The organism is Nocardia cyriacigeorgica (genome assembly GCF_005863245.1).
Classification (GTDB): domain Bacteria; phylum Actinomycetota; class Actinomycetes; order Mycobacteriales; family Mycobacteriaceae; genus Nocardia; species Nocardia cyriacigeorgica_C.
Genome location: NZ_VBUT01000009.1, coordinates 174,204 through 194,996 on the forward strand (window position 1 = coordinate 174,204; position 20,793 = coordinate 194,996).

General features: G+C 69.1%; 19 protein-coding genes. 12 read left to right on the forward strand and 7 right to left on the reverse strand.

The genetic code is table 11. From position 1 onward, the window contains the following. The first annotated feature begins 637 nt into the window (after positions 1–637). Complete coding sequence (locus FEK34_RS22530) at positions 638–850, forward strand: hypothetical protein (protein ID WP_138450737.1); 213 nt, start codon at positions 638–640, stop codon at positions 848–850. Between the two features lie 496 nt (positions 851–1,346). Here FEK34_RS22530 and FEK34_RS22535 read toward each other — a convergent pair whose 3' ends face one another. From FEK34_RS22535 to FEK34_RS22550, 4 genes are all read right to left on the reverse strand, one after another. Continuing rightward, complete coding sequence (locus tag FEK34_RS22535; RefSeq protein WP_138450739.1) at positions 1,347–3,092, reverse strand: hypothetical protein; 1,746 nt, start codon at positions 3,090–3,092, stop codon at positions 1,347–1,349. Positions 3,093–3,195: 103 nt separating this feature from the next. After that, entirely contained in the window at positions 3,196–3,699 is a 504-nt protein-coding gene (locus tag FEK34_RS22540; protein ID WP_138450741.1) for a L,D-transpeptidase, read from the reverse strand. Between the two features lie 179 nt (positions 3,700–3,878). Further along, positions 3,879–4,073, reverse strand: coding sequence for a hypothetical protein (locus tag FEK34_RS22545; protein ID WP_138450743.1), 195 nt, complete (start codon positions 4,071–4,073; stop codon positions 3,879–3,881). Positions 4,074–4,115: 42 nt separating this feature from the next. Next, positions 4,116–4,835, reverse strand: a complete 720-nt coding sequence (locus FEK34_RS22550; RefSeq protein ID WP_138450745.1) for a uracil-DNA glycosylase — start codon at positions 4,833–4,835, stop codon at positions 4,116–4,118. A 170-nt stretch (positions 4,836–5,005) separates the two neighbouring features. Between FEK34_RS22550 and FEK34_RS22555 the strand changes: the two genes are divergently transcribed. From FEK34_RS22555 to FEK34_RS22585, 7 genes are all read left to right on the forward strand, one after another. Then, positions 5,006–5,449, forward strand: a complete 444-nt coding sequence (locus FEK34_RS22555) for a GyrI-like domain-containing protein (RefSeq protein ID WP_036539971.1) — start codon at positions 5,006–5,008, stop codon at positions 5,447–5,449. Beyond that, positions 5,446–5,892: a GyrI-like domain-containing protein gene (locus FEK34_RS22560; RefSeq protein WP_138450747.1), complete on the forward strand. Its 447-nt coding sequence runs from the start codon at positions 5,446–5,448 to the stop codon at positions 5,890–5,892. Before FEK34_RS22555 ends, FEK34_RS22560 begins: the two co-directional genes overlap by 4 nt. A 254-nt stretch (positions 5,893–6,146) precedes the next feature. Further along, positions 6,147–6,920 (forward strand): hypothetical protein, encoded by a 774-nt coding sequence (locus FEK34_RS22565; protein ID WP_138450749.1) that lies wholly within the window; start codon positions 6,147–6,149, stop codon positions 6,918–6,920. Further along, entirely contained in the window at positions 6,910–9,069 is a 2,160-nt protein-coding gene (locus FEK34_RS22570) for an Rv1355c family protein (RefSeq protein ID WP_171048337.1), read from the forward strand. Before FEK34_RS22565 ends, FEK34_RS22570 begins: the two co-directional genes overlap by 11 nt. A gap of 43 nt (positions 9,070–9,112) precedes the next feature. Beyond that, on the forward strand, positions 9,113–10,948 hold the full coding sequence (locus FEK34_RS22575; protein ID WP_171048342.1) for a putative bifunctional diguanylate cyclase/phosphodiesterase: 1,836 nt from the start codon (positions 9,113–9,115) through the stop codon (positions 10,946–10,948). Between the two features lie 88 nt (positions 10,949–11,036). After that, positions 11,037–12,164: a glycosyltransferase gene (locus FEK34_RS22580; protein ID WP_138450751.1), complete on the forward strand. Its 1,128-nt coding sequence runs from the start codon at positions 11,037–11,039 to the stop codon at positions 12,162–12,164. A gap of 82 nt (positions 12,165–12,246) precedes the next feature. After that, positions 12,247–13,131: an SDR family oxidoreductase gene (locus FEK34_RS22585; protein ID WP_138450951.1), complete on the forward strand. Its 885-nt coding sequence runs from the start codon at positions 12,247–12,249 to the stop codon at positions 13,129–13,131. On the opposite strand, the gene soxR is transcribed toward FEK34_RS22585, so the two are convergent. Next, positions 13,088–13,609, reverse strand: coding sequence for a redox-sensitive transcriptional activator SoxR (gene soxR / locus FEK34_RS22590; protein WP_138450753.1), 522 nt, complete (start codon positions 13,607–13,609; stop codon positions 13,088–13,090). The genes FEK34_RS22585 and soxR overlap by 44 nt on opposite strands. 130 nt (positions 13,610–13,739) lie before the next feature. On the opposite strand from soxR, the gene arcA reads away from it, so the two are divergent. Further along, positions 13,740–15,047 carry an arginine deiminase gene (arcA, locus tag FEK34_RS22595; protein WP_249359500.1) on the forward strand — a complete coding sequence of 436 codons (1,308 nt, stop codon included), beginning with the start codon at positions 13,740–13,742 and terminating at the stop codon, positions 15,045–15,047. Positions 15,048–15,057: 10 nt separating this feature from the next. Then, entirely contained in the window at positions 15,058–15,417 is a 360-nt protein-coding gene (locus FEK34_RS22600; protein ID WP_138450755.1) for a GntR family transcriptional regulator, read from the forward strand. Between the two features lie 3 nt (positions 15,418–15,420). On the opposite strand, the gene FEK34_RS22605 is transcribed toward FEK34_RS22600, so the two are convergent. After that, the gene (locus FEK34_RS22605; protein ID WP_432760980.1) at positions 15,421–17,025 is read right to left on the reverse strand and encodes a dolichyl-phosphate-mannose--protein mannosyltransferase; all 1,605 of its coding nucleotides are present in this window, start codon (positions 17,023–17,025) and stop codon (positions 15,421–15,423) included. A 276-nt stretch (positions 17,026–17,301) separates the two neighbouring features. Between FEK34_RS22605 and rsmI the strand changes: the two genes are divergently transcribed. Together rsmI and FEK34_RS22615 are read left to right on the forward strand one after the other, a co-directional pair. Next, a complete protein-coding gene (gene rsmI, locus FEK34_RS22610; RefSeq protein ID WP_138450756.1) occupies positions 17,302–18,144 on the forward strand; it encodes a 16S rRNA (cytidine(1402)-2'-O)-methyltransferase in 843 nt (280 codons plus the stop codon). A 252-nt stretch (positions 18,145–18,396) separates the two neighbouring features. Further along, on the forward strand, positions 18,397–19,149 hold the full coding sequence (locus FEK34_RS22615) for an isocitrate lyase/PEP mutase family protein (RefSeq protein ID WP_138450758.1): 753 nt from the start codon (positions 18,397–18,399) through the stop codon (positions 19,147–19,149). 25 nt (positions 19,150–19,174) lie between these two features. On the opposite strand, the gene metG is transcribed toward FEK34_RS22615, so the two are convergent. After that, positions 19,175–20,749, reverse strand: a complete 1,575-nt coding sequence (metG, locus tag FEK34_RS22620; RefSeq protein ID WP_138450760.1) for a methionine--tRNA ligase — start codon at positions 20,747–20,749, stop codon at positions 19,175–19,177. Between the last annotated feature and the right edge of the window lie 44 nt (positions 20,750–20,793).

A 20,793-nucleotide genomic window follows, 5' to 3' on the forward strand; every position in this document is an offset into this window, starting at 1 on the left:
GGGCGAATCCGGTGCGATGTTGGGTCCCGGTGCCCCATCGCCGGTTCGCGGCGCGGGCCCGATACCCATCTCCGCGAGCTGCTGCCGGTAATGCGCATCGGCCCGCTGCTGGAATTCACCGACACTCACCTCGCGGAAGGAGCGCGAAGCGCCGTCCTGGCTGTTGATGAACTCGGCCACGAGGTCGCGCTGCGGCCCGGCAGGGAGGTCCTCCGCTCGCATCCGCCCCGCGAGTTCGCGCCCGAGTTCACGGATCTGGCCTACCGGCGACAGGTCACGCGGCCGGGGCGCCTGACCATCGGATCCGGTCACCGACGACCGCAGCCGCGGCGGAGGTTCGCTGAACCGCGGCGGGCCAGGGGCCGGACGGTCGGGCGAGGGTGCGGTAGCGGTCGACGCACCCGGCGGCGGGGTCCGTGCGGCACGGATGGAGGCGCCGATGGAGCCCGCGATGCCGGAGCCCATACCGGTCCACATCATCGAGGCCAGGTCTTTGTTGGTAAGTTCGCGCCCCGACAACTCCGAGGCCACCCAGGCGCCGGCCGCGCCACCGGCCAGACCGCCGATCGCGCCCGCCGACACGATGCCGAGGACCTGACCACCGACCCGGGCGGCCTTCGACGCCGAATTCGCGCCGATGCGCGACACCGCGGGGGCGATGACGCTGCCCAGCCCGGCACCGACCACCCCACCGGCGCCGCCGGCCGCGGCCGCGATGCCGACCTCCTTCCACAGCATCGATTCCCGATTGCCCTGGGCCATCTGCACGCCCATCGCGCCCGCATGCGACCCGCCACCGGCCAGCGCGCCGATCGCCGCGCCCTTGGTGATCATCGACAGTCGCGGATAGGCGACCGCGAATCGCGCGTTCAGCAGTCGCAGCATCGACACCAGGTTGCGCAGCGACAGCGCCATGGCTTCGCGGGCCGCGAGCCGCCGCTGCATCATCACCACCACGGTGGCCGGATGCGGCCGGGTCAGGTCGAAGATGATCTGCGCCAGCAGGATGGCGGCGATCCCGATGATCACGTACTGCTGGAACTCGATCTGAGTCGCGCCCTCCTCCAACTGCTTGGCGCGATCAGCGTGGTCCCGGCCCAGCTCCCGGCTGTCTTCGGCGCATTGGCGGTACCATTTGCGCACTTCGTCGCCGTAATCGCCCCAGATGCCGATCTCGGAGCCGAGCCGGCCGATCTCGTCGAAGTCGAGGGCGAGTGCGGTCGCCGATTCCGAGGATGCCCACCACAGATCGGCGGCGGCGCGCATGTCGGCCGGGTTTCCCTCGGGAATGTGGCCGAGCACCAGCTCGACCAGCCAGTCGGGAAACCACGACGGAATATCCACCATCAGCCCGGACGACCTCGGGCCAGCTCGACGACCAGCCGGTGCAGCGCTTTCGCCGGGCCGGATGCGTCGGCACCACGCAACTCGACCTCGGTGAAGGCAGTCTCCATCGCGGTCTGCGGATGGAACTGGTTGCGCCGGAACCCATTCGAGCCCAGCTCGGCCCGCCAGCCGCGATAACCGGCGACCACACCGGCCAGCGTGACGCCGTCCCACGGCCCGCTGATCCGCCGGTATTCGGTGATCAGCGACCGCTGCGCCAGCTGCTGTGCGCGCGGTCCCGCCGCGGCGACGAGGACCCGGCCGATGGCATGCACCATGGTCGCGTAGATCGGCCGCTGGTCCGACCCTTGCGGGATGCGGCCCGCGCGCAGTGCGGCTTTGACCGCACCGTCGAACTTGTCCGGATTCGCGGCGAGCTTGCGGTCGATCGAGATCCACGGACCGTCATCGGCTCTGTCCCAGTGCACGGCGGCGACCGCGCCACCGGCGAGTGCGGTGATCTCGATCCCACCGAGGCGCAGGAACGGGTATTTGGCGAGGGTGTCGTCTACGGCGGCGGCGAGTTCGAGCACGGTGTGCTCGGCGATACCGGAATTGTCGAATCCGGTGAGCTGCAGGTCGTGGCGGGCGGCGAGGGCCTGGGCGGCGGCCAGCGCGGCGGCATCGGTGGTCGTCGCCGGCCCGGAAACCGGCTGTTCCGGACGCTTTTTCGGCGAGCGCTTCTTATCCGGCTTGCCCCGGGTGGGCGTCGCGGGAACGGGTTCGCGGCCCGGACGGCGCGGCGGGATGGCCTGCCCGGGCATGACCGGCCCGGCACCCGGTGGACGCGAGCGGGGCGCGCCGGGACCCCACGGCGTTCCGGTCTGCGGACGCGTCCACGGGGTTTCGGCCGTACGGCCGCCCGCGGGCCGTCCCCCGGAATCCGTTGGTTTGACGGCGCCGTTCGTCCCGGCAGCGGGTGCGGCGGGACCGGCAGGGGAACTGCTGCCCGGCGCCGGCGCCGGCGCCCAAGGCGGCGCGGGTGTTTCGTTCTGCTGAGGACCGCGGAGCTGCGAGGGCGTCGCACCGGGAGTGGCCTCGGGCCTGATCGACGACCCCGGCCCGTCGGCCTGCCTGTCGGAGCGGCCCGGATAGGGGGAGTCGCCAGATCCCGGAGACACCTGCGGACTCGATGCCGGATCGGCGGCACCCGGGGAGAAATCGGGCCCATCGGATGCGTAATCCACTGGCTGGTCTGCGGAAACATCGCTCGGTGCGGTCGAATCGGCCGTCCTGTTGACATCGGTGCCCCCACCGTCCCCGGCATCGGCTGTGCCATCGGGCGACATGCCCGGCAGCTCCGAAGCCCCCGGGACGTTCGGCCCCCAGCCCGATGCCTGAGGTGCACTGACACCAGGCCCCTGCGGAAAACCGCTCCAGTCGAGGTATCCCGGATCGGCCGCCTGAATCTCGCGAGCGCCGGACAGGTCGGTGTCATACAGCTGGTTGGTCGCGTCCCTGATCTGACGACTCGCCTCGGCCAGCCGCGCGGCCAGGTTCTCCAGCGCCTCGAGGCTCTTCTCGGCGCGCGGCTCGTAGCCTTCGGCGAAGGTCTTTCCGGCCTCGTCGCTGCCCCACGGCCTGCCGTGCCCGGCCAGACCGGTTTTCAGGGTGGTGAACTGCTCGCGCGCGGACCGGGCCAATGCGTTCAGTTGCGGGATCAGCGTGTCGACCCGTGCCGGGTCTATCCGTAGCGGCTGGCTCATACGCGATGAACCCCCTCATGAACGTGCACTTCGATCCGCGAGGAGCATTGTGCCCGAACACGAGGGGGTTACCGACGAGCTTTCTTACCGGTCGTGGGAAGAGTCAGCGGACGACGTCGACCCGGTCGCCGACGTTCAGGTATTCGAAGAACCGGTGGGCGCCCGCCTCGGTCATCCGCACGCAGCCGTGCGAGGTGTGCTCGACCGGGCCGACGTGGAAGGCGATGTCGTTGTTGAAGAACACCGCCCAGCGCATCGGGGCGTGATGCATGGTGCTCCAGTGGAAGGGGCGCTTGAAGTCGACGTCGAACACGCCGGGCGGGGTTTCGTAGCCGGGCATGCCGTGCGAGATGGGGGTGGGGCCGAAGACGACGCGGCCATTGTCGATCAGCCAGGCCTCGTTGGTGCTCAACCGCAGACAGGCGCGGGCTTCCGGAGCGCAGGGCGCGGAGGTCGGGATGATCGCCGGGACGCCTGGGACGTCCGGTCCGCCGGGGAACAGGGGTTCGGTCTGGGCGGGGGCCGCGAACAGCATGCCTGCGGACACGGCGCCGAGAAGTACTCCGAAACGAGCCGACCAGCTGCGGAAACGGTTACTGCGAATCAATTGTCCGAACCTCTCTAACCCTGCCGGCCGGCCTGCGCGAGTCAGGACGCCCGGGCCATCTCGTCTGCACAAGCCTGGGACCACCGAGGTAGTGGTGATCATGGCCGAGTGGTCGCACCGGGTCAACGATGGCGCGCGACTGGGATGAGTCCGTTACCTGCGGTCGGGCGCGCCGCAGATCAGTCCTCGCTGCTGTCGCGGTCGGCGAGGTAACGCAGCAGGTCCGGGTCGGAGGAGGTGAGGTGGTCGAGTTCCTCGTCGCCGGTGCAGGGGTAGAAGGTGATGGTGACCGAATCGGGCCGGCGGGCGGTGACGCGCCAGATGGCCCCGGAATCGTGCCAGCGCTCGAGGACTGCGATGGGGTCGTCCGGCATGGGTCTCCGCGGTCTTCGGGTTCGTTCTGATAGAAGTCGACGTTACCGCCCCGCGGGTAACCCGGCGGCGGTCGCGGCCCGCACGAGCATGTCTTCGATCATGGCGGGGGTCAGCCTGCCGGTGAAGGTGTTCTGCTGGCTGACGTGATAGCAGCCGAACAGGTGCAGCGGCTCGCGCGCGGGGTCGATGGGTGCGAGTTCGACGTGGGCGCCGTGGCCGAACTTGGGTCGCGGACGCGGAATCCGCCAGCCGGCGTCGGCGAGCACCGGGAGCAGGGCCTGCCAGCCGAATGCGCCGAGCACCATGACCGAGCGCAACGTCGGTGCCAGCAGCCGCAGCTCGGTGTCGAGCCAGTGCCGGCAGCGGTCGCGTTCTTCGGGAGTCGGCTTGTTGGCCGGGGGAGCGCAACGCACCGGTGAGGCGATCCGCACGCCGTGCAGCCGTAGCCCGTCGTCGCGGCTGACGGCGGTGGGCTGATTGGCCAGTCCGACGCCGTACATGGCCGCGTAGAGCACCTCGCCGCTGCGGTCGCCGGTGAACATGCGACCGGTCCGGTTGGCGCCGTGCGCGGCGGGCGCGAGACCGACGATCAGCATGCGCGCGTCGGCGGGGCCGAATCCGGGCACCGGGCGGCCCCAGTAGGTCTGGTCCCGGAACGCGGCCCGCTTCTCCCTGGCCACCAGTTCGCGCCACGCCACCAGGCGCGGGCAGGCCCGGCAGTGCGTCAGGGTTTCGTCGAGCTCGGCGATGCTCCGGCACACGAGCCAATTCGATCACACGCCAGGGGGTTTCCTGTGCGTTTGTCCAGTTGAAGCGGACCGGCGTGAAACGATCTTGTGACCGGCACCGGCGACCACGATTGGTAGCATGACGGTCCTGGCCGACCGGATGCGGACTATGCCCGGTGGATTCATCTCGAAAGAGTCTTTCCATGCAGTTTGAAATCGTCGAGCGGGACGAGACGTGGGTTGCCGGGCTTCCGGTGCGCAGCCCCAAGCGTGCGCTGCGGGAACTGCGGGACCAGGATCTGGAAGCGGCGTGGGCCGCGGTGCTGCACCACGATCTGGGCGGTCCGCTGGCCAGCGCCTATACCGATTACTCCGCGGAGCTCGGCACCTACAACACCCAGATCGTCGGCTATCAGTGCTCGTCGTTCGACCAGGTCACCCGCGGCCATCTGGTGGCGCGGCTGCCGCGCGGCACCTACGCGCGCTTCTCTTCGATGGGTGAGTTCCCGCAGATCATGACCGGCCTGTGGACCCAGATCGCCTACGCCGAGGAACACAAGCAGATCAAACGCACCTTCACCGGCGATTTCGAGTGTTATCCGCACGCGTACAAGATCGATCTCTACCTGGCGGTCGATCCGCGATGAGCTACTCCATCGTCGTCCGCAGCGAGGCGATCTACGGCGGGCTCGTGGTGCCGCGGGTGCGGCCGAGTTTCAAGGTGAGCAACAGCGAGCTGATCGAGTTCCTCAAGGACCGGCTGCGCGATCGGGCGGCGGGCAGCGCGGCGGCCGGGGGTCCGATGTTCACCGTGTATGTGCCCGATCCCACCGAGACCTACAACGCCCTGGTCGGTTTCGAGTATCCGGCACCCGAGGCCGCCCACGTCGGTGATGTGCTGGTGCGCGTCCCCAAGGGGGTCTACGCCCGGTTCGTGCCCAACGGCGACTACCACGATCCCGTCGAGGATGTGTGGGCCCAGGTCGACGACGCGACCGCATCGGCCGAGATCACGCGGGCCTACCGTGAAGAGATCGAGATCTGGCACGGCCTGCATTCGGTGGAGCTGTTCATCTCCATTCTGGTGTAGCTTGCCGCCGGTTTGCTAGACACGTACCAACCGGTCTCGTTTCTATCTCGGTATCCGGACGTGAGCGGCCTGACCTGCGGCTTTTTCCGAACGAAAAATTGGTTTTCGGAAGATTAACCAGATATCTAGTCAATTCTGGTCCCGATGACCCATACTGCCCATGACGTACTCACTCCGCGTTCGGGGCGCCGGGTGAGTCTGTCTGATGGGTTCGATCACTGTGTGCGCGCACGCAGCAACAGAGTAGGAACGTCATGGCTGTCGAAACGATCGCCGTCGACCTGGTTGAAACTTGTAGCGTCCCCGCGTTGCGATTTCACGACATCGTCTCCGGATGCGACTTCACCGCGACCACCCCGGACGCCGACCCCCAACTGTGGGACCGATACCTGCAGGGTGCGCTGGATGTTTACCGGCACTTCCGGGTCGAGTCCGCCCTCGAATACGACGCGGTGGCCGATGGCCGATCCACCACGCTGTTCTTCGCCGCGACCGACCGCAACGGTGCGGTCGTGGCCGGGGTCCGCGCGCAGGGGCCGTACCTGCGTACCTCCGACGTCGGATCGCTGGCCCCGTGGGCCGGCCGCCCCGGCGAGCACGAGCTGCGAACCATGGTTGCCCGGCGGATACCGCGCGGCGTGGTGGAGTCCCGTGGCGCCTGGGTGGCACGGGACGTGCCGGGTCGCAGGGAACTCGGCGCCGCGATCTCGCGCTGTATCGCGCACACCCCGCGCATCCTCGGCGTTCGATACGGTTTCGCCACCGTGGCCTCCTTCACCACCGGTCGCCATCGCGGCAGCGGCGGTGTCGCCGCCGATCTGATCCCGCCCGTGCCCTACCCCGACGATCGCTATCAGACGGTGCCGATCTGGTGGGACAGCCGGATGTACCGGATGTTCGCCGATCGGTTGCAGTATCTGCTGATGTGCGATGAACTGCGAGATATGGGAGTGGCCGATGGCGCGCTCGAGCGGGTGCGCCGCGGCCCCGGACGCAGATCGGAGAGTCGGTTCGGGTATGGCCGGTGAGGGTGACCGGGGGGTGGAGTATCGGCCGTTGATACTGGATCCGCAGCACTCGGGCGACGCTCGGGTGCTGGCCGAACTGCGCGCGCGCAGCGATATCGAATTCAGCGATCTGCGCGATTTGCTGGACCGCGAGTTCGCCGGACTCACCGATCCGCCCGAACGGGTGGAAGGCCCGGAATCGGATCGCTGGATCTACTATCCGTGGCGGGGGCGGGTACTCGGATTACCCGGCCCGCAGACTTTCCGCGCCATTCGCCTGGATCGCAATCGCAATAAGCTCACCCGCGATGAACAGCGCAGATTGCGCGAGCTATCGATCGGCGTCGTCGGCCAGAGTGTCGGGCATGCGGTGGCGTACACGATTGCGCTGGAAGGTATCTGCGGATCGCTGCGGCTGGCCGATTTCGACGTGCTCGAGCTGTCCAATCTCAATCGCGTGCCAGCGAGCCTGTTCGATATCGGGGCGAACAAGGCCGTGGTCACCGCCCGAAGGATTGCCGAACTCGATCCGTATCTGCCGATCGAGGTCTATCGGGGCGGCGTCGACGAGGACTCGGTGGAGGAATTCGTTTCGGGGCTCGCGGTGGTGGTGGAGGAGTGTGATTCGCTCGATATCAAGCTCGTCGTCCGCGAGGCCGCACGCAGGCACCGGATTCCGGTGGTGATGGAGACCAGCGATCGCGGCCTGCTCGACGTCGAACGCTACGACCTGGAGCCGGAACGGCTGCCCTTCCACGGACTGCTCGGCGGGGTCGCCGCCGGCGACCTGAAGGGGCTGTCCACCCGCGACAAGGCGCCCTACGTCGTCGCGCTGATGGGGCCGGCCGAGCTGTCGTCGCGGATGGCGGCCAGCATGGTCGAGGTCGGCGAAACCCTGAGCAGCTGGCCGCAACTGGCCGGTGACGTGATGCTCGGCGGCGCGAGCGTCACCACGGCCATCCGCCGGATCGGGCTCGGCCGGAAACTGCCGTCGGGACGCACCAGGGTCGATCTCGAAGGCGATCTGGACGGGCTCGCCGAGCCCTCACCGCCCGACGACCTGGACTGGGACGCCGAGTCCGGCGGTGCCGAACCCGAACCCGCCGATCCGGTTCAGCGCATCCTGGCCTGCGCCCAGCGCGCCCCGTCCGGAGGCAATGTCCAGCCGTGGACGCTGCACGCCGGCGACGACGAGATCCGTCTCGCGCTGGACCCCTCGGCCACCACCGCCATGGACGTCGGCTACCGCGGCAGCGCGGTCGCGCTCGGCGCCGCGCTGTACAACGCGCGGGTCGCCGCGGCCGCGCACGGCATGCTCGGCGCCTGCGACATCGTCGAATCGACCGACCCGGGCGCCGCACCGATCACCGCGATCCTGCGCCGCACCGGCACACCGGCCGACGCGCCCGCCGCCGACTATCCGCTGACGCTGACCCGCGAGACCAACCGCAGGCTCGGCACCGGCGCGCCGATCCCCGCCGACGTGCTCGCCGGGCTGTCCGCCGCGGCCGCCGCCGAAGGCGCCACCCTGCGCCTGGTCACCGACCGCGACGGCCTCGAACGCGCGGCGGACCTGCTGGCCGAATCCGACCGCATCCGCTACCTCACCCCGCTGCTGCACGAGCAGCTGTTCGCCGAACTGCGCTGGTCGTCCGAGGACATCGAGACCGGTATCGATGTGCGCACGCTGGAACTGGCACCCGACGAACGTGCGGCCATGCAGATCGGCCGACGCGCCGATGTGATGGCGCAACTGCACCGCTGGTCGGCGGGGGCCGCGCTGGGCGATTACGCCCGCGATCGGGTGCGCTCGAGTTCGGCGCTCGTGGCGGTCACTTTCACCGACCCGCCGGGCGCGGATGAGAGGTCATTGGCCGGATATGTGCGCGCGGGCGGGGCCGTGGAACGGGTCTGGATTCAGGCTCAGCGCAGCGGTCTGGCGGTGCAACCGATGTCGCCGGTGTTTCTGTATTCGCGACGTGAGCGCGACGCGAACGCGATTTCTCCCGCGTACGCGGATACACTAGCGTCACTTCAAGGCTGTTTCCTGGACCTACTGGGAGTGCCGGAACATGAGACCATGGCGTTGGTTCTTCGCCTGAGCTACGCGGCCGCGGCCGGTGTGCGCAGCAGGCGGCGACCGGTGCCTGGCGCGGACACCCGCAGTTAGCGCGATCGGAGACAAAGTGCCTCGGCGGACGCTCGACTCGTTGGTGACGGAGGTCGCCGCGGAGCTCATGGGTGTCGACGCCACGACGATGGTGTCGGCGACCGAAAAGGTCCTTGCCACGCTGGTCGAATACTTCGACGTCGATTTCAGCTACGTCCGGCATACCGATACCGAACGCAGGGCGACGGTGCTGGTGGCCGAATGGCCGCACCGGGCGAACGTGCCCGATCCGGACCCGCTGCGGGTGGTGTATTTCGACCAGGCCGATTCGGTGTTCCGCGCGCTCGAACACGCCACCGAACCGTTCCTGGTCACCGGCTCCGACGCCGACTACCAGGAGACCATTCAGCGCGCCTCCGGGCTGCCCAATGTCACCTCGGCGGCGGTGCCGCTGGTCTCGCGCGGCCAGTCCACCGGTCTGCTCGGCTTCATCAAGGTCGGCGACCGGGAGTGGAGCACCCGCGAGCTCAATGTGCTCAAGGCGATCGCGACCCTGTTCGCGCAGTTGCAGGCCCGGGTGGTGGCCGAGGAGCGGTTGCGCTACATCGCGCTGCACGATGATCTGACCGGGCTGGCCAACCGCCGCGCCCTGCTCGAACACATGGAGCAGCGGCTCAGCGAGGGCAGCCCGGGCCCGGTCGCGGCGTTCTTCCTCGACCTGGACCGGCTCAAGGCGCTCAACGATTTCCTCGGCCACACCGCCGGCGACAACTTCATCCGCAGCCTGTCCACCCGGCTGCGGGAAAACCTCGACCCCAACGACATGATCGCCCGGCTCGGCGGCGACGAATTCGTCATCGTGCCGGCCAAGCCGATGGATGCCGTCGCCGCCGAACACGAGGCGGGCCGCATCCAGCAACTCATCGGCCGCCGCGTCACCGTCGGCGGCGAGTCGGTGAGCCGCGCCGCGAGCATCGGCGTCGCGGTCGGTATCCCGGGCGAGACCACGGTCGCCGACGTACTGCGCCGCGCCGACCACGCCCTGCTCTCGGCGAAATCCGGCGGCGGCAACGGCGTCGCGATCTTCACCGACGCCATGCGCGCGCAATTCGAACTCCAGGACGACGTGGAGCTGAACCTGCGCGGCGCGGTGAGCGACGGTTCGCTGATCCTGCACTACCAGCCCGAGGTGGATCTGCGCACCGGCCGGATCGTGGCCATGGAGGCGCTGGTGCGCTGGCTGCATCCGACCAGGGGGTTGCTGCCTCCCGGTGCGTTCGTCACCGTCGCCGAAGCCACCAATCTGGCCGGTGAGCTGGGTCGCTGGGTGATCCGCTCGGCATGCGCCCAGTTCGCCGAATGGCGCAGGCAGGGGCTGGCCTCGAATGTGGTGATGCGGATCAACGTCTCCCCGGTGCAGCTGGTGAGCCTGGATTTCGTGGAACGCATCGAGGACATCCTGCGCATGTTCGGCATCGACGGCAGCTCGGTGTGCCTGGAGATCACCGAGCATGTGGTGGTGCAGGACCTGGCCCGCACCCAGGTCACGCTGCGTGGGCTCAAGCGGATGGGCGTGCAGATCGCCATCGACGATTTCGGCACCGGCTACAGCTCGCTGTCGCATCTGAAGGCGTTGCCGGTGGACGCGGTGAAGATCGACCGAGGATTCGTGCAGCGCCTCGGCGCCAGCACCGACGATCTGGCGATCGTGAAGTCGATCATCGGATTGGCGGGCTCGTTCGGGCTCGGCGTGGTGGGCGAGGGCGTGGAGACGCCGGTCGCGGCCCGCACCCTGGTGGGGCTCGGCTGCTACCGGGCGCAGGGTTTCCTGATCGCGCGGCCGATGCCCGCCGAGGAGGTCGAGCAGCATCTGGCCGCCGGGCGGATCCCGCTGAACCTGGATCTGCCGCGCGTCGACCGGAACCTGACCACGCGCTGAGCTCGGTTGGCGGGTTCTTTCCCGCCTGTTCACGCGCCGTTCGGCGCGACGGTTCCGGCGGTAACCCGGTGCGCGTCACCATCGGCGCGTGCGCATCGTGCAGCTGGCGAATTTCTACGGCCCGCGGTCGGGTGGGTTGCGCACCGCGCTGCATCATCTCGGCGAAGGCTATGTGGCGGCCGGGCACGAGGTGGTGCTGATCGTGCCCGGTGCGCGCCGCGGTGAGGAACTGCTGCCGACGGGCGTCGTGCGGATCACCTTGCCCGCGCTGGCGATTCCGGGGACGGGCGGTTACCGGGCGGCCGACCCGCGCCGGGTGGCCGATGTGCTCGGCGGGCTGCGCCCGGACGTGCTGGAAGTCTCGGACCGGCTGACATTGCGTGGCTTCGGCCACTGGTCGCGTCGCCGCGATGTCGCCAGCGTGATGATCTCCCATGAACGGCTGGACCGGTTGCTCGGTCAGATCATGCCGCGGGCGCTGGCCCGCCGCTGCGCGGATGTGGCGAACCGGCGCACCGCCGCCCAATACGACAGGGTGGTGTGCACAACGGATTTCGCGCGCGCGGAATTCGAGCGGATCGGCGCGCCGAACGTCGAGCTGGTGCCGCTGGGCGTGGATCTCGACCTGTTCAGTCCGCGCCGCGCCGATCGCGGCCTGCGCGCCGATCTCGGTGTGCCCGGCCATCCGCTGCTGGTGCACTGCGGCAGGCTTTCGGTGGAGAAGCGGGTCGACCGCAGCATCGAAGCGGTCGCCGAGCTGCGCCAGTCGGGGGTCGAGGCCAGGTTGGTCGTGGCGGGCGACGGGCCGCGCCGCGACGCTCTGCACCGGCGCGCGCGGGCCTTGCCGCCGCTGCCGGGTGGGCGGCCCGCCGTGCACTTCACCGGCTTCATCACCGATCGCGCGATGGTGGCGAAACTGCTGGCGACGGCGGATGTTTCGCTCGCACCGGGCCCACACGAAACGTTCGGCCTCGCCGCGCTGGAGGCGCTGGCCGCGGGCACGCCGGTGGTAGCGAGCCGGTCCTCGGCGCTGGCCGACATCGTCACCGCCGAATGCGGCGCCGTCGCCGCCGACGATCCGTCGGCATTCGCCGACGCCGTCACCGAGGTGCTGGCCCTGCCGCCGGCCGGTCGTCGCGCCGCCGCCCGCCGCCGGGCCGAGCAGTTCACCTGGCCCGCGGCGGTCGCTGGCATGCTCGCCGTGTTCGGTGGATGAGCGAACCGTTCCCGAACCTCGTCCCGATCGGTAGTGTCCGGCTGACATTCACTGATGGACGAACGGATCGGAAGTGGGATCGATGGGTCGGGTACTGGCACGCCGCAGGACGACGGTCGAGGGGGCGAAGACCCTGATCACGGGTGCCGCGAGCGGGATCGGACGGGCCACCGCACTGGCCGCCGCCGCGCAGGGCGCCGAGTTGGTGCTCACCGATATCGATGCGGACGGTTTGGCCGCCACGGTCGCCGATATCGAACGCGACGGCGGCAAGGTGCTGGTCGCGACTCCGCTCGATATCACCGATCACGAGGCTGTCGCCGCCTTCGGTGCCGATGTGCATTCCCGGTTCGGCAGCGTCGACGTGGTGATGAATGTCGCGGGCACGTCGGTGTGGGGGACCGTCGACACCCTCGAGCATCGGCATTGGCAGCGGATGGTCGACGTCAACCTGATGGGGCCGATCCATGTGATCGAGACGTTCGTGCCGGAAATGGTGCGGGCCGGACGTGGCGGTGCGCTGGTCAACGTCTCGTCGGCGGCGGGGCTGCTCGCGCTGCCCTGGCATGCCGCCTACAGCGCGAGCAAGTACGGCCTGCGCGGGCTGTCGGAGGTGTTGCGCTTCGAGCTGGCCCAGCACGGTATCTCGGTGCATCTGGTCGCGCCCGGCGCGGTGAACACCCCGCTGGTGCAGAGCTTCGAACTGGTCGGCGTGGACAAGGAGGATCCGCGGGTCCGCAAGCTGGTCACCCGGTTCACCAGCCACGCCGTCTCACCGGAGAAGGTGGCCGGCGCGATCCTGCGCGGTATCGAACGCAACCGGTTCATCGTCTACACCTCGTTCGACATCCGCTTCGGCTACTGGTGGAAGCGCAAATTCGCCTTCCCGTACGAGCTGCTGATGCGGGTGGCCAATGTGCAGTTCAGCAGGCTGCGGAGTTCTCTGCGCACATCGGATTCCCGCTAGCGTCGACGCCGTCCGGGCAGTTGAGGTGCACGTCGAGCACGCGCGCGCCCGGACCCTCGTCACCGAGGTGATCGAACTCGTTGACGATCTTGCAGCTGCCCAGTGACAGACAGCCGCAGCCGATGCAGCCGGTGAGGTTGTCGCGCAGGCGCACCAGCTGGGTGATGCGTTCGTCGAGGTCGGCCCGCCAGGTGGTGGACAGCGTCTCCCAGTCGCGCCGGGTGGGGGTGCGGCCCTCCGGCAGCCGGTCGAGGGCGTCGCGGATCTCGCTCAACGGGATCCCGACCCGCTGCGAGATCCGGATGAAAGCGACCCGGCGCAGCGTTTCCCTGGTGTAGCGGCGCTGGTTGCCGCTGGTGCGGCGGCTCGAGATGAGCCCCTCGCGTTCGTAGAAGTGCAACGCGGAGACCGCTACTCCGCTACGCTCGGACAGCTGACCGGGGGTCAGCTCCTTGGCTCGCCAATCTGCTGTCGTCATTCGGCACTCCTCCTTTACCTCAACCCTACTTCAGGTTCTCCGGTGCGCGGGTGCGAATCGCCACACACCCGCCGCAAACACCGCGCATCAATTCCGTGCTCTCCGGGCCGCGGCGAACTACGGTCGGAACATGGGAACAGATGCGGTACCGGCGAACCCCGGCAGCGGCCCGATTCCCGGTGACGGATGGGACACCGACCCCGGCACCGAACCCGCGCCCGCGCCACGCCTGGCCGTGACCTCCGAAGTCGGCACCCTGCGCACGGTGCTGTTGCACCGGCCGGGTAACGAGCTGCGCAGGCTCACCCCGCGCAACAACGATCAACTGCTCTTCGACGGCATCCCATGGGTCGAACGTGCCCAGCAGGAACACGACACCTTCGCCGGGGTACTGCGCGATCGCGGGGTGGAGGTGTTGCTGCTGGCCGACCTGCTGGCCGAAACCCTCGCCGTCAGTGGTGCCGCGCGTATCCAAGGCATCTCCGCCGCCGTCGACGCCCGCAGGCTCGGCCACACCCTGGCCGACGAACTCGCCGCCTACCTGCGCGGCGTCCCGGCCAGGGAGCTGGCCGAGATCTTGATGGCGGGCATGACCTTCGACGAACTGCCGTTCGGGCCCGACCACACCTCGCTGGTGCGGCGGATGCATCACGGCGGCGATTTCGTCATCGATCCGCTGCCGAATCTGCTGTTCACCCGCGACTCTTCGTTCTGGGTCGGCCCGCGCGTGGCGATCACCGCGCTGGCCCTGCCCGCCAGGATGCGCGAGACCTCGCTGACCGACCTGGTCTACGCCTTCCATCCGCGTTTCCTCGGGGTGCGCCGGGCCTACGAATCCCATACCGCGCCCATCGAAGGCGGTGACGTGCTGCTGCTCTCGCCCGGCGTGCTCGCCGTCGGCGTCGGCGAACGCACCTCGCCGGCCGGGGCGGAAGCGTTGGCGCGCAGCCTCTTCGACGACAACCTCGCCCACACCGTGCTGGTCGTGCCCATCGCGCAGAACCGTGCCACCATGCACCTGGACACCGTGTGCACCATGGTCGACACCGACGCGGTGGTCATGTACTCGGCGGTGCGGGAAACGCTGTCCGCGTTCACCATCCAGCGCGGCGACGACTACGACCACGGCGGCGCCGTCACCATGCGCGGGCCCGACCCGTTCCTGCCGGCGGCCGCCGACGCCATGGGCATCGGGAAGCTGCGGGTGATCGACACCGGACTGGACGGCGTCACCGCCGAACGGGAACAGTGGGACGACGGCAACAACACCCTCGCCGTGCGGCCGGGTGTCGTGATCGCATACGAACGCAACGAAATGACCAACGCCCGGCTGCTGGACGCCGGCATCGAGGTGCTGCCCATCCCGGGATCCGAATTGGGTTCCGGCCGTGGCGGTCCGCGCTGCCTGTCGTGCCCGCTGTCCCGGGATGACGTGTGAGCTGGGGGCCATGCTCGAAATCACCGTGTCGCACGAATCCGCCGTGCCACCCTACGAACAGTTGCGGCTCGGCATCGTGGCGCAGGTACGCGCGGGCACATTGACCGCGGGTACCAAGATCCCCACGGTGCGCGCGCTGGCCGCCCGGCTCGGGCTCGCCCCGAACACCGTCGCCCGCGCCTACCGCGAACTGGAAGCCGACGGCGTGCTCGAAACGCGTGGCAGGCTGGGCTCGTTCATCGCCTCGTCCGGCGATCCCACCCGCGACCAGGCCGGCCGGGCCGCCACCGAATACGTCGCCGCGGTGCGCAGGCTCGGTCTGGATGACGAGGCGGCACTGTGCTACGTCAAGGCCGCCTTGGAGAGCTGACTGTCAGCGCCAACTGGGCAACCACAGGTGGTCCTGCCAATTGCCCGGCGTGATGGGCATGGCCGTCAGGATCGGCCACAGCCAGATGAAGTTCGCGATCACCAGGCCCAGGTACAGGCTCACGATGAGCAGCCCGAGCCGGTAGCGCTCCGTCGGTGGCGCGGTCACGAAGACGCCGGTGGGTCCGCGCGGCACCGGAACCCGGCGCGCGGGCCCGAGTATGTCGCCGAGCACCAGCGCCACCGCCATCACCAGGAACGGTGCGAGCACCACGGCGTAGAAGAAATACATCTGCCGGTCCAGCGTGATGAACCACGGCAGCAGGCCCGCGGCGTATCCGGTGAGCACCGCGGCGTAGCGCCAGTCGCGCCGCACGATGGTGCGCCACAGCGCCCATGCCAGCACCGGGAACGCGATCCACCAGAGGGCGGGCGTGCCGACCAGCATCACGGCCTTCACGCACTGGTTCTGCCCGCAGCCCGTGACACCGGAGTCGGCGTAGTAGTAGAGCATCGGCCGCAGCCCCATCGGCCAGGTCCACGGCTTGGACTCCCACGGGTGATGGTTGCCCGCCGAGTTGGTCAGTTCCTCATGGAACTCCAGCACTTTGGCGCCGTAGTACCACAGCGAGCGCAGCGCGTCGGGGACGAAGGAGAACGCACCGCCTCTGCCCACTTCGTTGCCGACGGCCCACCGGCTGAACCCGGTCTCACTGGCGAACCATGCCCAGTAGGTCGCGAGATACACCCCGATCGGGACCAGCACCAGCGCGTAGAGCGCGGGCCCGACATCGCGCAACGCGGTACCGGCCCAGGGCCTGCGCACCCGGTAAGCGCGCCGCGCAGCGAGGTCGAAACACACGCTGAGCAGCCCGAACGCGGCGATGAAATACAGCCCGGACCATTTGGTGCCGCAGGCGAGGCCGAGCAGCACGCCGGCGCCGAAACGCCACCAACGCACCCCGAGCCGCGGCCCGAACGGACTGGCGCCGATGCGGCCCTCGGCGTCGGCTCGCGCTATGCGTTCGCGTACCTGATCGCGGTCGACGATCAGGCAACCGAACGCGGCCGTCGCGAACAGCGCGAGGAAGATGTCGAGCATGCCGATGCGCGAGGACACGAAGGTGACGCCGTCGGCGATCAACAGCAGCCCGGCGATCGCGCCGATCATGGTCGAACGCGCCATCCGCCGCACGATGCGGATCACCAGCAGCACCAGCACCGTGCCGGCCAGCGCGGCCGAAAAGCGCCAACCCCAGCCGTTGTAACCGAACAGCGCCTCACCGAAGGCGATCAGCTGTTTGCCGACCGGCGGATGCACCACCAGGCCGTAGGCGGGATTGTCCTCGACGCCGCCGCCCTTCAGGATCTGATACGCCTGCGGCGCGTAGTGCTTCTCGTCGAAGACCGGGGTGCCACCGTCGGTCGGGTAGTTGAGCATGGTGAACCGGGTCACCGCCGCCAGCGCGGTGAGGAACGCCGTCACCAGCCAGCCGCGGGCGGTGTCGAGCGGCCCGAAATCGGGGGAGGGGCGCAGCGGCGCGGGGCTCGACCAGGAACGTATCGGCCGAGAGGGCGCGACGGAGCGCTGGTCGGTCACCTGGGTCACGACCCGATCGTATGCTGTGCGGTCTTGTGCCCTGTATTTGTGGGCTGGACGTGGCGCGGTCCCGGCGGTGGTATCGGGGCGGTCCCTTACTTCTGCCGCTGAATACTGTTGCCGGTCTCGGCCGAGGACTGCGCCCCGCGACCGTGTCGGCGGTGTCAGCCTCGGCCGCTCGTGTGCGAGTCGGCGCGGGCCGCCGAATTCAGGGGTGCGGCACACCTGCCCGTACGCTGCCAGGGTGCGGGTAGAGACGAGTCGGGCAGTCCAGGCGGGGCAACGGTGACCGGCAGGCTGGTGCTGGCGGCGACGCCGATGGGCGATATCGGTGACGCGTCCCAGCGGCTGCGCGACGCCCTCGCCACCGCCGACGTCGTCGCCGCCGAGGACACCCGCCGCACCCGATCGCTGGCCAAGGCGCTCGGCATCGAGATCGGCGGGCGGGTGGTCAGCTTCTACGACCACGTGGAGACCGCGCGCATCCCCGCACTGCTGGAGGAGATCGAATCCGGCAAGACCGTCCTACTGGTCACCGATGCGGGCATGCCGTCGGTGAGCGACCCCGGATACCGCATGGTCGCCGCCTGCGTCGAACACGAGCTACCCGTCACCTGCCTGCCCGGCCCCTCGGCGGTCACCACCGCGCTGGCCCTGTCCGGCCTGCCGGTCGAGCGGTTCTGTTTCGACGGCTTCCCGCCGCGCAAATCCGGTCAGCGCCGCGAATGGTTGCGCACGCTGATCGCCGAACCCCGTGCCTGCGTGTTCTTCGAGGCGCCGCATCGGCTCGCCGACTGCCTGGCCGACGCGGTCGAGGTCCTCGGGCCCGGCCGCCGCGCCGCCGTCTGCCGCGAGCTGACCAAGACCTACGAGGAGGTCGTGCGCGGCACCCTCGCCGAACTCGCGGCGTGGGCCGTGGACGGTGCGCGCGGGGAGATCACCGTCGTCATCGAGGGCGCGCAGCCCAGCACCGCCGAACCGGCCGACCTGGTCGCGGAGGTCGAGGCGCGTGTCGAAGAGGGCGTGCGCCTGAAAGAGGCGTGCGCCGAGATCGCCTCCACCACCGGTGTTTCCCGTAAGGAGCTCTACGACGCGGTGCTGGCCGCGCGCCGCGATACCGGCGCCTGAGCGGCCGCAGGTGCCACCGGTCGCCCCGAGAGCCGAGCAGCCACCGTCCGCCGCGACTGAGCCGCGGAATCCGCAGGGCACGCGATCGGCCGAAGTCACATCCGCCCCGGTGCTCGCGGCGTCGCTGGTGCGGACGCCGGTTGGCAGGAGGGAACGGAGTCGATCACCGGGCAGGCCGACCCGGCGCGCGGCGCGACCTGGGCCGCATCGCGTGCGCGTGCACAATGCCCGCGGCCCCACCATGATCGACCCATGACCTCTCTCGAGCACAAGGCCAAGGAACTACTCGCACTGCATCGACCCGGTGATCCGGCGGTGCTGCCGACGGTATGGGATGCCTGGTCGGCGAACCTCGCGGTCGAGGCCGGGTTCGCGGCGTTGACGATGGGCAGCCATCCGGTCGCGGATTCGGTGGGCCGCGCCGACGGCGAAGGGATGAGTTTCGACGAGCTGCTGGCGCGGGTGCGGCAGGTGACCGGTGCCGTCGAGGTGCCGGTGTCGGTGGATATCGAATCGGGGTACGGGCTCGAACCGGCACAGCTGATCGAAGGGCTGCTCGGCGCGGGCGCGGTCGGGCTCAATATCGAAGACACCGTGCACAGCGAGGGCGGACGGTTGCGCGGCGCGGAGGAGCACGCCGATTTCGTGCGCGGGCTGCGCCAGTTCGCCGACGCGGCCGGGGTGCACGTGGTCGTCAACGCGCGCACCGACCTGTTCCTGCGCAAGGACGGCGACGACGCCGACCGCATGGACCGCGCGATCGAACGGCTGCGCCTGGCGGCCGACGCGGGCGCCGACGTGCTCTACCCCGTCGGGCGCCACCCCGACGCCGACATGCGCCGGCTGACCAGCGAACTCCCGCTGCCGGTCAACGCGATCGGCCTGCCCGCCGAAGCGGACAAGGTGCTGCTGGCCGATCAGGGCGTGGCCCGGATCAGCTTCGGCCCCTACCTGCAATACGCGCTGGCCGCCGAAGCCAACCGGCTGCTCGCGCGCTGGGCCTGAGCATTCAGCCCTCCGGCTCGACCGTTCAGTCCTTCGGCTCGACGTAGCGCGGGTACACCGGCTCCGGCGCGGGCAGCGCCACCCCGGGCACCAGCGGCGTCGCGATATCGGCGAAGGTCCGGTTCTGCACCGCGAGCAGATCCAGGATCTTGGCCGCCGAACCCGGCATCACCGGCTGCACCAGGATGGCGACGATGCGCACCACCTCGAGAGTCACGTACAGCACCGTCGCCATCCGGGCCAGATCTTCGTCGGTGCCGGACTTGCGCAGCGCCCACGGCGCCTGCGCGGAGAAGTAGCGGTTGGTCTCGCCGAGGGTCAGCCAGATCGCCTCCAGCGCCAGATGCAGCTGCTGGGCATCGAATTCGGCGCGGCAGCGCTCCAGCAGGCCGTTGGCGCGGTCGAGCAGGGCGCGATCCTCGTCGGTGAACTCACCCGGCGTCGGCACCATGGCGTCGCAGTTCTTGGCGACCATGGTCAGGCTGCGCTGCACCAGATTGCCGAACTCGTTGGCCAGGTCGGCATTGATCCGGCTGACGATCGCCTCGTGGCTGTAGCTGCCGTCCTGGCCGTAGGAGATCTCGCGCAGCAGGAAGAAGCGCAGCGCGTCCAGGCCGTAGGTGTCGATCAGCGCCAGCGGGTCGATCACATTGCCGACCGACTTCGACATCTTCTCGCCCTTGTTGTACAGGAACCCGTGCACGAACACGCGTTTGGGCAACTGCACACCCGCCGACATCAGGAACGCCGGCCAGTACACCGCGTGGAAACGGGTGATGTCCTTACCGATGATGTGCACGTCGGCGGGCCAGAACCGTTGGAACGCCGCCGATTCGGTGTCGGGGAAGCCGACGCCGGTCAGGTAGTTGGTGAGCGCGTCGACCCACACGTACATCACGTGATCGGGATGACCGGGCACCGGGATACCCCAGTCGAAGGTGGTGCGCGAGATCGACAGATCCTTCAGCCCCGCCTTGACGTAGCTGACGATCTCGTTGCGGCGAGTGGCAGGCGCGATGAACTCCGGATGCGTCTCGTACAGCTCGAGCAGCTTGTCCTGATACTTCGACAGCCGGAAGAAGAAGTTGGACTCCTCGGTCCACTCCACCGGCGTCTTGGTTTCGGTGGAGATGCGGCTGCCGTCCTCGAGCAGCGTGGTCTCCTCCTCGGCGTAGAACGCCTCGTCGCGCACCGAATACCAGCCGGAGTAGTTGTCCAGGTAGATATCGCCCGCGGCGAGCATCCGCTCCCAGATCGCGACGCTGGCCGTCTCGTGGTCGGCGTCGGTGGTGCGGATGAACCGGTCGAAGGAGATGTCGAGGGCCTTGTGCAGCTGCTCGAACACATCCGAGTTGCGCGCGGCGAGCTCCTCCACCGGGATGCCCTCGGCGGTCGCGGCCTGCTGCATCTTCTGGCCGTGCTCGTCGGTGCCGGTCATGAAGAACACGTCGTAGCCGTCCAGGCGCTTGAACCGGGCGATGGCGTCCGACGAGATGTACTCGTAGGCGTGCCCGATATGCGGCGCACCGTTGGGGTACGCGATGGCCGTGGTGATGTAGAAGGCTGGTGCCTCTGTTCGCTCGCTGCGCTCGCTGCTCATGGTGTGTCTACTGTAATGCGCGTGCCATCTGACCTCCGCGTGAA

Excerpts from the sequence above, each read along its gene's own strand:
- FEK34_RS22565 (WP_138450749.1), top strand. The coding sequence starts at position 6,147 with ATGGCTGTCGAAACGATCGCCGTCGACCTGGTTGAAACTTGTAGCGTC.
- metG (WP_138450760.1), bottom strand. The coding sequence starts at position 20,749 with ATGAGCAGCGAGCGCAGCGAGCGAACAGAGGCACCAGCCTTCTACATC.
- soxR (WP_138450753.1), bottom strand. The coding sequence starts at position 13,609 with ATGACGACAGCAGATTGGCGAGCCAAGGAGCTGACCCCCGGTCAGCTG.
- FEK34_RS22560 (WP_138450747.1), top strand. The coding sequence starts at position 5,446 with ATGAGCTACTCCATCGTCGTCCGCAGCGAGGCGATCTACGGCGGGCTC.
- FEK34_RS22530 (WP_138450737.1), top strand. The coding sequence starts at position 638 with ATGCGCGACACCGCGGGGGCGATGACGCTGCCCAGCCCGGCACCGACC.
- FEK34_RS22585 (WP_138450951.1), top strand. The coding sequence starts at position 12,247 with ATGGGTCGGGTACTGGCACGCCGCAGGACGACGGTCGAGGGGGCGAAG.
- FEK34_RS22555 (WP_036539971.1), top strand. The coding sequence starts at position 5,006 with ATGCAGTTTGAAATCGTCGAGCGGGACGAGACGTGGGTTGCCGGGCTT.
- FEK34_RS22600 (WP_138450755.1), top strand. The coding sequence starts at position 15,058 with ATGCTCGAAATCACCGTGTCGCACGAATCCGCCGTGCCACCCTACGAA.
- FEK34_RS22570 (WP_171048337.1), top strand. The coding sequence starts at position 6,910 with ATGGCCGGTGAGGGTGACCGGGGGGTGGAGTATCGGCCGTTGATACTG.
- arcA (WP_249359500.1), top strand. The coding sequence starts at position 13,740 with ATGGGAACAGATGCGGTACCGGCGAACCCCGGCAGCGGCCCGATTCCC.
- FEK34_RS22545 (WP_138450743.1), bottom strand. The coding sequence starts at position 4,073 with ATGCCGGACGACCCCATCGCAGTCCTCGAGCGCTGGCACGATTCCGGG.
- FEK34_RS22535 (WP_138450739.1), bottom strand. The coding sequence starts at position 3,092 with ATGAGCCAGCCGCTACGGATAGACCCGGCACGGGTCGACACGCTGATC.
- FEK34_RS22615 (WP_138450758.1), top strand. The coding sequence starts at position 18,397 with ATGACCTCTCTCGAGCACAAGGCCAAGGAACTACTCGCACTGCATCGA.